Raw genomic sequence first — 14,960 nt, forward strand, 5'->3', positions numbered from 1 at the left:
CTACAAAATATATGCGTTTTATGTTTTCCGTAAAGGGAAATTATTAATGCAATTACTCTATTTCTGTAACCCGTAAGGTATTTACCATTCCTTTATTTGCGATGGGCATGGCTGCCAAATTAATAATATAATCGCCTTTAGTCACAAAATTTTTATCGCACGCAATTTGGTTTACGTCTTCTACCGTTTCGTCTGTACTAACATATTTATCGTAATAATAAGCATTAACGCCCCATAACAGACTTAGCTGGGTTAAAATTCGGCGGTTAGAAGAAAATGCTAAAATATGTGCTTTTGGTCGCCAAGCGCTAATTTGAAACGCCGTATAGCCAGAGTTAGTAAGCGTACAAATTGCTTTGGCATCTATCTCGTTGGCCATTAATGAGGCGTGGTAACATACAGATTTCGTTAAGTAGCGTTTGGTAATAATATTGGGCGGGTCGTGTGGTACGTTTATTAAATTAGAGTTTTCTACGCTTTTTAAAATTTGCGTCATTTTCTGAATTACTTCTACAGGATATTTCCCAACCGAAGTTTCTCCGCTAAGCATTACCGCATCGGCTCCATCCATAACAGAGTTGGCTACATCGTTTACTTCTGCCCTAGTTGGAGTTAGACTGGTAATCATAGTTTCCATCATTTGTGTAGCTATAATAACGGGTATTCTAGATTTTTTAGCTTTTAACACCAATTCCTTTTGAATTAACGGTACTTCATTAGCCGGAACTTCTACGCCTAAATCTCCGCGCGCTACCATAATTCCGTCACAGAACGCTATAATTTCATCTATATTTTTTACGCCTTCGGGTTTTTCTATTTTTGCTATAATAGGAATTTTATGCGTACCGTGCTTTTCTATAATTTTTTGAAGCACCTTCAAATCGTCTGATCGTCTTACAAAACTCAATGCCAGCCAATCTACTTCTTGCTGGATAGCAAAAATGGCATCTTCTACATCTTTTTCTGTTAAAGCTGGTAAAGTAATATTAGTATTGGGTAAGTTTACACCTTTTCTAGAGCGCAGTGGACCGCCTTGAATTACTTTAGCTTCTACTTCATTCTTTCGATTAGTACTTATTACTTCAAAAATGAGCTTTCCATCATCTAGTAAAATGTGTTCTTTAGGATTTACATCGTTAGGAAAAGCATCATAATTCATATACACTTTTTGCGCGTTGCCTTCAAATTCTTCTCCGGTTAAGAAACGTATACGGTCTCCTTTAGAAACCACCACTTCTTCTTTCATCATTCCTACTCGCAATTTTGGCCCCTGTAAATCTGCTAATATTCCAGCATTAAAATTATACTTTTCGTTAAGCTCTCGTATAATTTTAATTTTTTGTTGTACGTCTTTATAATTGGCGTGCGAAAAATTTATTCTAAAGATATTTACGCCTTCTTGCAACATTGCTTTTAAAACCTCTTTTTTGCTGGTAGAAGGTCCTAAAGTAGCTACTATCTTTGTTTTTTTTTGCGTTTGCATTAGTATTAGTTAAAGATTAAATTTTGTTTAGATTTTAAAGTAGAGGTAACTACTTCATAAGCAGTTACAACTTGCTTAATGGTATTAATTTTTTCTACAAGAGATGGCACATTTACCAATTTGGAAAAGTCGTCTATTTTGAAAAAAAAGTCTGCCCATTTATATTCCGGCACTAGATAGGTAAGTTGAGCACTTCCAGATTTTGGAAATAAACTACCATTGCTTTGTAAATTGGTAGCATTAGCTCTACATTTATTAGCTACCAAATTAAAATCGCATCCGGTAGCTGTGCAATAATGGTAATAAAGCGGATAAAAGCCAATAGAGTGTTCGTGGGTAAAATCTACATCTACTTCTTCACGCTTAAGTTGTATTTCTAGATACTGATTAATAAAAAAAGCCAATTTATAAGCTTCTAAAGAGGAATGGATTGCTATAAGCTTATAGTCATCGTTATATACATCTGTTAAGAAAAGTTTATTTACTGCCATATTACCTCATATTCTTGCCAATAAAGATACATTTATCTACGAACAAAAACCGGCACAATGTTGTTAAGTTATAGTAAAATTTACAATTTAATGACTGGTATTTATATGGGTTTGCAGCGCATAATAACTTCTTTTAGATGCCTTTTCTTCCGCTTTCTTCTTGGAAGTTGCTCTGGCTTTGGCCACAACTTTACCATCAATCCATAATTTTACGGCAAAATGTTTATTTTCTGCCTTGCCAGTATCTTCGTAAATTTCGTAATTAAAATCTTTTTTTTCTTTTTGGCACCATTCTATCAATAAACTCTTATAGCTTATAATTTTCCCTTCTAGCTGCTCAATATCTACATAAGGCTTGATTACTCGAGAATAAATAAATTTTTCGCAATATTTATAACCACGATCTAGATAAATAGCACCTACCAAAGCCTCAAAAAGATTACCATGAATATTCTCGCCAAAATGCTCTTTTGGTAAATTGGTTTTTACAAATTTTAGTAAATTTAGGTCTTTCCCCAGTTCATTAAGGTGCTTTCTACTCACCACTTTAGAGCGCATTTTAGTAAGATAACCTTCATTACCTTCTGGCACTTCATCAAACAAATATGCTGCAATGATAGAGCTAAGCATCGCATCTCCCAAAAATTCTAAACGTTCATAATTTAATGCGTTCCCGTGCTCGTCTTTTTTATTTAAAGAACGATGAATAAAAGCGCGTTCATAAGGTTTTATGGTTTTGGGTTTAAAACCAATAATATCTTGAATAGCCGAAAAAAAATTCCCGTCCTTTTTAGAACGGGAACTTAATATATTACTTATAAGGCTCATAAAAAGCGGGTTTACTCGCCCAATTTTTTAAATAAAACACAAGCATTATGCCCTCCAAAACCAAAAGTATTGCTCATAGCAATATTCACCTCGCGGTTTTGCGCTTTATTTAGGGTCAAATTCAATTCCGGATCAATATTCTCGTCTGCTACCTCGTGATTAATAGTAGGTGGCACAATATTATCGCGCATAGCCAAAATAGAAGCAATTGCCTCTATAGCTCCTGCAGCACCTAATAAGTGACCTGTCATAGATTTGGTAGAGTTGATATTTATAGATTTTGCGTGTTCGCCAAAAACTTTTTTAATCGCTTTTAGTTCTGCAACATCCCCTAGAGGCGTAGAAGTACCGTGGGTATTAATGGCATCTACATCTTCGGGTTTTAGACCGGCATTTTGCAGACAGTTTTCCATAACTGCAACAACACCTGTTCCTTCCGGATGTGGCGCTGTCATATGGTAAGCGTCAGAAGACATTCCGCCGCCAACTATTTCTGCATAAATTTTTGCTCCTCTTGCCTTAGCGTGCTCATATTCTTCTAGAATAAGAGCTCCGGCACCTTCTCCCAAAACAAAACCATCTCTAGTGGCATCAAAAGGTCTGGAAGCTTTTTCCATATCTTCGTTTCTGGTAGATAGAGCGTGCATGGCATTAAAACCACCCATACCGGCTTGTGTGACGGCAGCCTCGCTCCCTCCGCTTACAATTACATCGCTATATCCCAATCTTATATAATTGAGAGCGTCTATCATTGCATTAGCAGAAGATGCGCACGCAGAAACCGTTGTGTAATTGGGCCCCATAAAGCCGTGTTTGATAGAAATATTACCAGGAGCAATATCTGCTATCATTTTGGGAATAAAGAAAGGGTTAAAACGAGGAGTTCCGTCTCCATTTGCGAAATTCTTCACTTCTTCTTGAAATGTTTCCAAGCCACCAATTCCGGCGCCCCAAATTACCCCAACACGATGCTTATTTACTGTCTCTAAATCTATTTTAGAGTCGGCTATAGCCTCATCAGAAGCTATTAAAGCATATTGAGCAAATTTGTCTAACCTTCTAATTTCTTTGCGGTCAAAATACGATTTGAAGTCAAAGTTTTTAATTTCACAAGCGAACTTCGTTTTAAATTTTTCGGTATCGAAATAGGTTATGGGAGCGCTCCCACTCTTACCATTTACCAACCCGTCCCAATATTCTTCAACATTGTTACCAATTGGGGTTAATGCACCTAAACCTGTAACTACTACTCGCTTTAACTCCATAGTTATAGCTTGTTATTTTTTTGCTTCTTCAATGTACGAAATAGCTTGACCTACCGTAGCGATGTTTTCTGCTTGGTCATCTGGGATTTGAATATCAAATTCTTTTTCAAACTCCATAATTAATTCTACGGTGTCTAAAGAATCGGCACCTAAATCGTTTGTGAAGCTTGCTTCGTTTACAACTTCATTCTCGTCAACTCCTAATTTATCAACGATAATTGCTTTTACTCTTGATGCAATGTCTGACATAATCTTTTAATTTTTAAATTTGATTAAGTGGCAAAAATAAAAAACTTTAGTTTAAAACAAGTTTTAATACCAAAAATGTGGCGTCAATTTACATAATTTTAAATAGAGTAACTATTTTTACGTTTTAATAATTGTTAATTTCAGTCGTTTTGGATACAAATATAACCTATTCTCCCAAAAGAATTGTAATTTTTGCTTCGGGAGCAGGAAGCAATGCAAAAAATATTATAGAATACTTTCAAGCAACAGATGCTGTAGAGGTAGTGCACGTATTATCTAACAACATTAGAGCAAAAGTTTTACAAACCGCACACGATCTAGAAGTAAATGCTTTGCATTTTGATCGCGCTGCACTTTATGAAACCAACGAAGTTTTAAATGTACTTAAAGATGCAAATCCGCATTTAATAGTGCTAGCAGGATTTTTATGGAAAATGCCAGAAAAGATAATCGAGGTTTTTCCTAATAAAATTATTAATGTGCATCCGGCGCTTTTGCCAAAATATGGAGGTAAAGGCATGTATGGTGAGCGTGTGCACAAAGCTATTTTAGAAAATAAAGAAACAGAAACAGGAATAAGTTTTCATTATGTCAATGAGAAATATGACGAAGGCGAAATAATAAAACAATTTAAAGTAAAAATCACTCCAGACGACACATTAACTTCGCTTACGCGGAAAATAAAAAAACTGGAACACAAACATTTCCCTAAAGTAATCGAAAAACTTTTAGACCGATAAGCAAGTATGGCCAAAACCAAAAAATACTACGTGGTCTGGAAAGGCAAGCAACCTGGCATTTATCAATCTTGGAAAGCGTGCAAAGAACAAATAGATAATTTTAAAGGCGCGCAATACAAAGCTTTCCCCGATTTGAAATTAGCAAAAAAAGCCTTTGACGGGAAGTTTGAAGACTACAAAAGCAAACCAAAAGCTACAACTGCACAACAAACACACAAAAAATTAAAGGAAGTAAACTTTAAATCTATTGCCGTAGATGCCGCTTCAAGCGGAAATCCGGGAAAAATGGAATATCGCGGCGTGGTTACCAAAACAGGCAAAGAACTATTTAAACAAGGACCGTTTGCCCAAGGCACCAATAATATTGGCGAATTTTTGGCTATTGTACACGGGCTCGCTTTTTTGCAAAAAAACGACAGCAATTATATTATTTATACAGATTCTAAAACCGCCATGGCTTGGGTACGCAAAAGAAAATGCAATACTAAATTAACACCAAATGCCAAAAATGCAGCTCTATTTGATTTGATAAAAAGAGCCGAAACCTGGTTGCAAAAAAACAACTATCAAAACCGCATTATAAAGTGGAACACCAAGACCTGGGGAGAAATTCCAGCAGATTTTGGCAGAAAATAGCGAAGTTTAAATTGCTTTACGGAAAAGCTAAACCTAATAAATTTTAGAATTTTTTCTTCCGTAAAGTTTAAATAATCAAGCCTTCTACTTGAAGGCTCTTTGGTAATTTTTAAGCTATTGTACTAAAAAACATCTTCCTATTAATTATTCCTTGAAAAACACCTTATATTTGCAAAAAACAACAAACATGAGCAAGCTTTTAATTGTGGGCACCGTAGCCTTTGACGCGATAGAAACCCCTTTTGGAAAAACCGATAAAATATTAGGCGGCGCCGGCACATATATTGCCTTAGCAGCCGAAAAATTTGGGGTAGACAGCGCAATTGTTTCGGTGGTTGGAGATGATTTTCCACAAGATTATATGCAACTTTTAAAAGACAGAAATGTAAACTTAGAAGGTCTGGAAGTTGTAAAAGGAGGTAAAACATTTTTCTGGAGCGGGCGTTACCATAACGATATGAACACACGCGATACTTTAGACACACAATTAAATGTTTTGGCAGATTTTCAGCCCAAAGTACCAGAAAATTACAAAGATGCAGAAGTTGTAATGTTGGGTAATCTGCACCCATTGGTGCAATTAAGCGTTTTGGAACAAGTAAAAAATCCGAAACTGGTAGCTTTAGACACTATGAATTTCTGGATGGACAATGCACTGGAAGATTTACTGAAAGTTATTGCAAAAGTAGACGTATTAACCATTAACGACGAAGAAGCCAGACAGCTTTCGGGAGAATACTCGTTGGTAAAAGCTGCCCGGAAAATAGAGAAAATGGGTCCAAAATTTGTGGTTATTAAAAAAGGAGAACACGGCGCATTGCTTTTTCATGACAATCAAATGTTTTTTGCTCCTGCTTTGCCTTTAGAAGAAGTTTTTGATCCAACCGGAGCTGGCGATACATTTGCAGGAGGTTTTGCCGGTTATTTGGCAAAAACCAATAACACCTCTTTTAAAAACATGAAAAACGCAATTATTTACGGTTCTAACTTAGCGTCGTTTTGCGTAGAAAAATTTGGCACAGAACGAATGCTAAATCTCTCTGATGAAGAAATTGACGAGCGTCTAAAGGTTTTTAAATCCTTAACGCAATTTAAGATAGACTTAAACTAAAATTACACGCCCTGAAATTTCAGGGCGTTTTTATTAGTAAAGACATAACAACACAACAATTATGAGCGACGCTATAAAACATGAATGCGGTATTGCATTACTTAGACTTTTAAAACCTTTGGAGTATTATAAAGAAAAATACGGCACAGGTTTTTATGGTCTAAATAAAATGTATTTGATGATGGAAAAGCAGCACAATCGCGGACAAGATGGTGCCGGATTGGCCAGCATTAAATTAAACATGGAGCCCGGTAGACGATACATTAGCAGAATACGCTCTAACGATGCGCAACCCATACAAGATATTTTTGCTAGAATTAACGAGCGAATAAACCAAGAACTAGAATTACACCCGGAGTACGCGGATAATACGGGGTTACAAAAAAACAATATTCCTTATTTAGGAGAAGTTTTTTTAGGCCACGTACGCTACGGCACTTTTGGGAAAAACAGCATAGAAAATGTGCATCCGTTTTTACGCCAAAACAATTGGATGCATCGAAATCTTATTGTTGCAGGAAACTTTAATATGACCAATGTTTTTCAGCTATTTAATAAATTAGTAGAGCTAGGACAACATCCTAAAGAAAAAGCAGATACGGTCACGGTAATGGAAAAAATAGGTCATTTTTTAGATGCCGAAGTAAACAAATTATACAAAAAACTTAAAAAGAAAGGTTACAGTAAACGAGAGGCTTCGCCCCATATAGTAGAAAAGCTAAACTTGGCCAAAATATTAAGAAAGTCCTCTAAAGACTGGGACGGCGGTTATGCTATAGCGGGAATGTTGGGCCACGGAGATTCTTTTGTGCTGCGCGACCCATCTGGCATACGTCCTGTATATTATTATAAAGACGATGAGATTGTGGTAACGGCCTCAGAACGACCGGTAATTCAAACTACTTTTAATGTCAAATTTAAAGATGTAAAAGAGTTAGAACCCGGCCACGCATTAATTACCGAAAAAAATGGGAACACTACAATAAAAAAAATAATAGAACCTCTAGAACGCAAAGCGTGTTCTTTTGAGCGTATTTATTTTTCCCGCGGAAGCGATGCAGAAATCTATGAAGAGCGCAAAAATTTGGGGAAATTTATTATGCCAGATGTTTTAGAGGCTATAAATCATGATACGGTAAACTCTGTATTTTCTTTTATTCCTAATACGGCAGAAACTTCTTTTTACGGAATGGTAGAAGCGGCGCAAGACGAATTAAACCGACAAAAAAATGAAGCTATTCTAGAAGAAAAAGAAAATTTAACTAATGACCGTTTAAGCGAAATTTTATCGCGCCGTTTACGTACAGAAAAAATTGCGGTAAAAGATGCAAAATTACGAACCTTTATTACAGAAGATAGTAGTAGAGACGACTTGGTTGCCCACGTTTATGATGTGACGTACGGTGTGGTAAAGCCACAAGACAATCTGGTAATTATAGACGATAGTATTGTGCGAGGCACTACTTTGCAAAAAAGTATTCTAACAATGATGGATAGATTAGAACCCAAGAAAATTATTGTAGTTTCTTCTGCCCCACAAATACGTTATCCCGATTGTTATGGGATAGATATGGCGCGTTTAGAAGATTTTGTTGCTTTTAAAGCTGCCCTGGCTTTGCTAAAAGAGCGTGACCAATATCACGTTGTAGAAAACGTTTATACAAAATGCAAAGAGCAAGTAGACTTAGACGACAACCAAGTACAAAATTTTGTAAAAGAAATTTATGCACCTTTTAGTCCACAAGAAATATCTGCCAAAATAGCCGAAATTTTAAGTGATAATAAATTAAATGCGGCTTTAGAGGTTATTTACCAAAGTATAGAAAAACTTCATCAAGCCTGTCCAAAAAATCTAGGAGACTGGTATTTTACAGGTAATTACCCTACCCCTGGCGGAAACCGAGTAGTAAACCAAGCCTTTATTAACTTTTATGAAGGCAATAAAAAAAGAGCCTATTAAGTAACTATAACCGTGTTTTTAAAACACTTTATCTTAAATAACGATATTGTTTTTCTTAATTTGATATAAAATTTATATATTTATCATCCATAATTTAAGTAGGTTAAGTTTATGGTAAAATTTGGGGCAAAAAAGGTGGTTTCTATAATCACCTTTTTTATTTAATTCGTTTTTAAAGTTTACCTTCGCTACATAGATTAAAAAAATGGCTTTAAAAATACAAGTTGTTAGACTTACGGCAATCTTTTGCTTTCTATTATTTCAATTCGAATTAGCAGCGCAAGGCAATTTCTCTTCTGCATTAGACAGCATTTTAACAGATAGGCCGCAGACGTATAAAAATATAAACGACCGGCTTAAATTTTTTCAACGAGATTCTGTAAAAGTATTAGAAGCGCTTAAGCGTTTTGATCAAGAAACTTACTACACCGGCGCAAGTTATGAAGCAATCAAATTGGGTAACATATATAGAAAATTTGCCAAACACCAACCAGCTTTAAAAATGCATTTTAAAGCGCTAGATTTTTCGAAAAAAGCCAATAATCAAGAATTCGAGATTTTTAGTTTGAATATGATTGGGGTAGATTATCGCAAAATGAATGCCTACGAATCTTCTATAGATTACCATACAAAAGCGCTTACTATTGCAGAAAAAATAGAAAACCCTTCTAAAGGAATTTTACGAAGTACAGAGGTATCTTACAACTCTATTGGTAATATTTATATTTTGCTGGAGCAATATGATTTGGCATTAGAAAGTTTTCAAAAAGCTCTGGGCATAGCAGAGCAATCTGGTAATAAATGGTCTGTTTCTATAAACAACGAGAACATTGGTAAAACCTACGAGAAATTAGGAAACTACGATGACGCGATTTTTCACGTTAATAAAGCTTTGAAGATAGACACAGAATTAGGCAACCATTTTGGAAGAATGATTTGTTATAATAGGTTGGCAAGTATTTACCTCAAAAAAAAAGATTCTGTTAAAGCTAAAGAGTTTATAGAAAAAGCAAGGCCTATAGCAAAAAGCGTTAATAGTGATTACTATCTTTTGTTAGTAAATATAAACGCTGGCAAATTGGCATTTGCAACAAAAGATTATGACTTGGCAGAAGAAATATTCTTGTCTAGCCTAACTGAAACTAGAGAAAAGGGCCTACAAGATTTAGAGGTTTCTTTACACCAACATCTTACTCTGCTTTATGAAGCAGTAAAACAACCACAAGATGCTCTAAAACATTTTAAACAATACCAGAAGTTAGAGAATGAGCTTACCGGATTAAAAAAAGCAAAATACATTAACGACTTGATTATTAAATATGAGTCGGTTAAAAAAACAGAGAAAATAAAAACTCTTTCTGCGCAAAATAAAATAAACCAATTGCAACATGAGCGCAAAGAAAATATCTGGATTGTAATTGCGGTTTTGACTGGTTTAGGATTAATAAGTTTTTACTTATTTTACCGTCAGCGGCAATTAAAATCAGAGAAAAATATCTTAGAATTAGAGCAGCGATTAATGCGTTTTCAAATGAATCCGCATTTTATTTTTAATGCGCTTAACGCTATTAAATTGCACGTAATTCAAAACGACAAAAAGAACGCGGTATATTACCTCAACAAATTCTCTAAACTAATGCGAAAGATTTTAGAGTCTTCTCTATCTAAGCAAGTTTCACTAAAAGAAGAACTGGAAACCGCCACGCTTTATTTACAAATTGAAAATATTAGGTTTGACCAACAGATTATTTTTAAAACCGCTATTGAAACCAATTATGATTTGGAAGATATTTTTGTGCCGTCGTTGTTTTTACAACCTTTTATAGAAAATTCTTTGTGGCACGGTCTATTGGCTAAAAAAGAAGGGGAAAAAAACTTAGACATTCGTGTTTTAGAAGATGCCAGGCATTTACTTATAGAAGTTAAAGACAATGGTGTTGGCAGAAAACAAGCGGCTTCTACAAATGCCAAAAAGAAATCTACCAAAAAATCTGTAGGTATTAAAATTACCAAAGAGTTACTTACCAATTTTTACAAGAATCACCGGTATAATTTTTCGGTAACTTATAAAGATTTAGATGTTGATAAAGATGGAACATATGGCACGTTGGTGCGCATTGCAATTCCTAAGAAATAAAAAAACCACCTAAAGAGTAGTTTTGTAAAACTTCCGCGTAAAGCGAAAAGTGACAAATTATACTTTTTAGGCAGTTTCTAAAAATGGACTAAAATTTACTTAGCCTCGTTATATTTCTCTGCAACTTTATCCCAATTTATCACGTTAAAAAACGCATCTATATAATCTGGACGTTTGTTTTGGTATTTTAAATAATAGGCATGTTCCCAAACATCTAAACCTAAGATTGGATAACCACCGCAACCGGTATCTGGCATTAATGGGTTATCTTGATTTGGTGTAGAGCAAACTTCTACTTTGCCACCTTTGTGTACGCAAAGCCAAGCCCAACCAGAACCAAATTGTCCTGCTGCAGCATTAGAAAATTCTTCTTTAAATTTATCAAAAGAACCGTAAGCATCATCTATTGCTTTAGCTAAATCTCCGCTTGGGTTACCGCCACCGTTAGGAGACATTACTTCCCAAAATAAATTGTGGTTATAGTAACCGCCGCCGTTATTTCTAACCGCTTTTTTAGACATATCTAAACCTTTAAGAATCTCTTCTATAGATTTGTTTTCAAGGTCGCTTCCTTCTATTGCATTATTTAATTTTTTGGTATAACCTGCGTGATGTTTCCCATAATGAATTTTCATGGTTTCGGCATCTATATTAGGTTCTAATGCATCGTATGCGTAAGGCAGTTTTGGTTGTTCAAAAGCCATAATTTAATTTTTTTTAATTGTTAAACTTTAGTTTCTCTCAAAATTAACTATTATCTGCTACACTAAAGGTTTTAAAATGTTATAAATTACCTAAAAATAAGGGATAGGCAGCGTCTTTTTAAAATTTAATTACAATTTAAGCACCAACCCGAATAAAATTTTTGATTACCGTTTGCAGTTCTTATTTTTAGACAAAAATTCATCTTGCAGCAAAACTCTCCTTTTAAAATTTACGATGCCTCGGCCGGCTCCGGAAAAACCTTCACGCTCGTTAGTCGCTACTTGAGTATTTTACTCTCAGAAAAACGTTTGGATGCCTACCAAAATATATTGGCTATTACGTTTATGAATAAGGCTGTGGCCGAAATGAAAAGCAGAATTATAGATAGTTTGCGCGCTTTCGCGGAAACAAATTCTGCCGAAAAAACATCGCCGTTATTTAAGCAAGTACAAAGCCAAACCAATTTAAGCGCAGAGGAAATTCAGCAAAAATCAAAAAAAATATTAGAGCAAATATTGCACAATTATGCAGGCTTTGAAGTTTCTACAATAGATGGTTTTACCCACCGGCTGTTACGCACGTTTGCCAAAGATTTAGACATACCCACCAATTTTGAAGTAGAGATGGACCAAGAAACCATCTTAACAGAAGCGGTAGATCGCATAATTGCAAAAGCTGGAAAAAACAAGATAATAACCCGGGCGCTAATTAATTTTGTTATAGAAAAAACAGACGACGACAAAAGTTGGGATGTAAGCAAAGATTTATTTAGTATTTCTAAGCTACTTATTAACGAAAACAATTTACCAGCCTTATTAAAATTGAGCGGTAAAAGCTTAACAGACTTTGAAAATTTTAAGAAAGAGCTAAATACAAAATTGGCAGAAAACGAAAAAGCTTTAAGTCATTTGGCTGAAGGTTTTTTTGCTCTGTTGAATCAAAAAGGTTTAGAAAACAGCAATTTTAACAGAAGCTCAATTCCTAACTATTTTTCTAAAATTTTGGCAAAAGAATTGCCCGCTCTTAGCAAAAACAAACCAAAATGGCAAGAAAATATTGCTACCCACCCACATTACAAAGGCGCAGAAAAAGAAGTAATAAAAGCAACTATGGATGCCATACAAGCAGAAATAGTTTCACTTTTTGAAAAAACCGAAAGCTTGGTAATAGAAAACAGTTTTTTACGAGATATTGCCAAAGACACAAGCTCGTTATCACTTTTAGCGGCAATTCAAGAAGAATTAGAAGTTTTGAAAAAAGAATACAACGCAGTTCTTATTTCAGAATTTAACCAAACAATCAGCAAAAACATACAAGGCCAACCCACACCGTTTATTTATGAACGTCTGGGCGAACGGTACAAACATTTTTTTATAGACGAGTTTCAAGATACTTCTATTTTGCAATGGCAAAATTTGATTCCGTTAGTTGGACACCAATTAGAAATGTTGGAAGGAAGCTTAATGTTGGTAGGAGATGTAAAACAATCTATTTACCGGTGGCGCGGCGGGAGAGCAGAACAATTTTTACGACTAAGCAACCAAACCGATAAAAATTTTTCTGTACTACAAGAAAAAATCTCTCTACAATACAATTTTAGGAGTGCGCCGCAAATAATAGAATTTAACAATGCTTTTTTTACCCACGCAGCACAATTTTTAAGCAAGCAAGAATACCAAGAGCTTTTTAAAAATGCTACCCAAGAAATAGGTAAAACCAACCAAGCAGAACAAGGTTATGTAAATCTACGTTTTTTAGAGGCCAATAATGTCGAAGAAAAAAACGAAGTTTTTCCGCAGGAAGTTTATCAAATTATACAAGACTTAGAAGAAAAAAACTTTGCAAAAAAAGATATCTGCATTTTGGTGCGAAACAAAAAAGAAGGCATTGCCATAGCCAATTACCTTAGCCAAAAAGACGTTCCAATAATATCTTCTGAAACTTTGTTGTTAAATAATGCGCCCGAAGTACGATTTATAGACACATTGTTGCAGCTAAGTTTACAACCAGACGATAAAAATCTTCGCTTTGAAGTTTTAGACTTTTTATTTTCGCAACAAACAGATAAAGGGTTAAACCATTTTCAATTTCAAAACAATAAACTAAACCTGCCTTTACCAGATTTTTTCAAAAGCCTTGAATCTATAGGAATTAACTTTGCGATAGAAAATTTTTATAATTTACCACTTTATGATGCAGTAGAGTATAGTTTGCGCAGTTTTGGTTTAGCCAACACGAGCAACGCTTATTTACAATTTTTCTTAGACACCATTTACACGTATACGCAAAAACACAAAGACGGTATACAAGGATTTGTAAATTTTTGGGGAAATAAGAAAGACAGCTTAAGCATTAGCGCTCCCGAAACTATTGATGCTGTACAAATATTAACCATTCATAAATCTAAAGGTTTAGAGTTTCCTATAGTAATTTACCCATATGCAGATGAAAAAATAAACGACACTAGTAAAGAGAAAATATGGATAGATTTACCGCAAAATTTTAGTATTCCTACAGCACAAATAAGAGCTTCTCAAAAATTGCAGCACTACAAACCTGTCGTATCAGAAGCTTATCAAGAAGTACTAGAACAAACCGAATTGGATAATCTTAATTTACTATATGTAACTTTAACCCGCGCCAAACAGCAATTGTATGTTTTATCTACCTTAGATTTAAGCAAAAACAAAATAGAAAAAACAGAAAAGTTCTCGGGTATCTTTATAAATTTCTTAAAAAAACAGAATGCTTGGCAAGAAGATAAAAGCAATTATGAATTTGGCAAAATACCTGGGGCAAATCTACAAAAGCAAAAGATTCAAACTCTTTCGGAAGATAATTTATTAAACTCTAGTTCTCCCTCAGCACATAATTTGGAAATAGTAACCAAATCTGGGGCTTTATGGGAAAGTCATGCAGAGAAAGCTATTGCAGAAGGTAATTTAATTCATGAATTATTAAAAACTGTATCTTACCAAGAAGATGTAGAAAAAGCAGTAAAAAATGCTATACAAACCGGACTTCTTCTAAAAACAGAAGCCGAGCAGTATTTAGATTTGCTTCAAAAAGTAAGTTTGCATCCACAACTAAAACAGTATTTTAAAAAAGATTATCAAGTCTTTACGGAAAAAGAAATTTTAAATCAAAAAAAGTTTAAACGTCTAGACCGTTTGTGTATTAAAGCAAAATTAGCTACCATTATAGACTATAAAACCGGCAGTTATTCCGGTACACATACCAAACAAGTAAATCAATATGCAAAAGCAATAGAAGAAATGGGTTATATTGTAGAGAAAAAACTATTGGTTTACATAAATGAGGATGTAACCGTAAAGAATGTGTAAATTTGTAAAGC

12 protein-coding genes are annotated in these 14,960 nt (G+C 34.7%); 6 read left to right on the forward strand and 6 right to left on the reverse strand.

Translation table 11 applies throughout. From position 1 onward, the window contains the following. Nucleotides 1-52 precede the first annotated feature (52 nt). The 5 genes from pyk to FKR84_RS00945 form a co-directional block, all read right to left on the reverse strand. Nucleotides 53-1,483, reverse strand: coding sequence for a pyruvate kinase (pyk, locus tag FKR84_RS00925; protein WP_141420303.1), 1,431 nt, complete (start codon nt 1,481-1,483; stop codon nt 53-55). A 5-nt stretch (nt 1,484-1,488) separates the two neighbouring features. Then, complete coding sequence (locus tag FKR84_RS00930; protein ID WP_141420304.1) at nt 1,489-1,974, reverse strand: IPExxxVDY family protein; 486 nt, start codon at nt 1,972-1,974, stop codon at nt 1,489-1,491. Between the two features lie 87 nt (nt 1,975-2,061). Then, nucleotides 2,062-2,802, reverse strand: a complete 741-nt coding sequence (rnc, locus tag FKR84_RS00935) for a ribonuclease III (protein ID WP_141420305.1) — start codon at nt 2,800-2,802, stop codon at nt 2,062-2,064. 11 nt (nt 2,803-2,813) lie between these two features. Then, on the reverse strand, nt 2,814-4,067 hold the full coding sequence (gene fabF / locus FKR84_RS00940; RefSeq protein ID WP_141420306.1) for a beta-ketoacyl-ACP synthase II: 1,254 nt from the start codon (nt 4,065-4,067) through the stop codon (nt 2,814-2,816). A 12-nt stretch (nt 4,068-4,079) separates the two neighbouring features. After that, a complete protein-coding gene (locus FKR84_RS00945) occupies nt 4,080-4,316 on the reverse strand; it encodes an acyl carrier protein (protein ID WP_093141106.1) in 237 nt (78 codons plus the stop codon). Between the two features lie 149 nt (nt 4,317-4,465). On the opposite strand from FKR84_RS00945, the gene purN reads away from it, so the two are divergent. From purN to FKR84_RS00970, 5 genes are all read left to right on the forward strand, one after another. Beyond that, nucleotides 4,466-5,056: a phosphoribosylglycinamide formyltransferase gene (gene purN / locus FKR84_RS00950; protein WP_233357619.1), complete on the forward strand. Its 591-nt coding sequence runs from the start codon at nt 4,466-4,468 to the stop codon at nt 5,054-5,056. A 6-nt stretch (nt 5,057-5,062) separates the two neighbouring features. Beyond that, entirely contained in the window at nt 5,063-5,692 is a 630-nt protein-coding gene (locus FKR84_RS00955) for a ribonuclease H1 domain-containing protein (protein WP_141420307.1), read from the forward strand. A gap of 187 nt (nt 5,693-5,879) precedes the next feature. After that, entirely contained in the window at nt 5,880-6,803 is a 924-nt protein-coding gene (locus tag FKR84_RS00960) for a PfkB family carbohydrate kinase (protein WP_141420308.1), read from the forward strand. A 61-nt stretch (nt 6,804-6,864) separates the two neighbouring features. After that, a complete protein-coding gene (locus FKR84_RS00965) occupies nt 6,865-8,763 on the forward strand; it encodes an amidophosphoribosyltransferase (RefSeq protein WP_141420309.1) in 1,899 nt (632 codons plus the stop codon). A gap of 205 nt (nt 8,764-8,968) precedes the next feature. Continuing rightward, complete coding sequence (locus FKR84_RS00970) at nt 8,969-10,900, forward strand: tetratricopeptide repeat-containing sensor histidine kinase (RefSeq protein ID WP_141420310.1); 1,932 nt, start codon at nt 8,969-8,971, stop codon at nt 10,898-10,900. A gap of 95 nt (nt 10,901-10,995) precedes the next feature. Here FKR84_RS00970 and FKR84_RS00975 read toward each other — a convergent pair whose 3' ends face one another. Further along, nucleotides 10,996-11,604, reverse strand: coding sequence for a superoxide dismutase (locus tag FKR84_RS00975; protein WP_141420311.1), 609 nt, complete (start codon nt 11,602-11,604; stop codon nt 10,996-10,998). Between the two features lie 204 nt (nt 11,605-11,808). Here FKR84_RS00975 and FKR84_RS00980 point away from each other — a divergent pair, with 204 nt between their 5' ends. Then, the gene (locus FKR84_RS00980; RefSeq protein WP_141420312.1) at nt 11,809-14,949 is read left to right on the forward strand and encodes a UvrD-helicase domain-containing protein; all 3,141 of its coding nucleotides are present in this window, start codon (nt 11,809-11,811) and stop codon (nt 14,947-14,949) included. Nucleotides 14,950-14,960 lie beyond the last annotated feature (11 nt).

It is taken from the genome of Haloflavibacter putidus, assembly GCF_006546625.1.
GTDB lineage: Bacteria > Bacteroidota > Bacteroidia > Flavobacteriales > Flavobacteriaceae > Mesonia > Mesonia putida.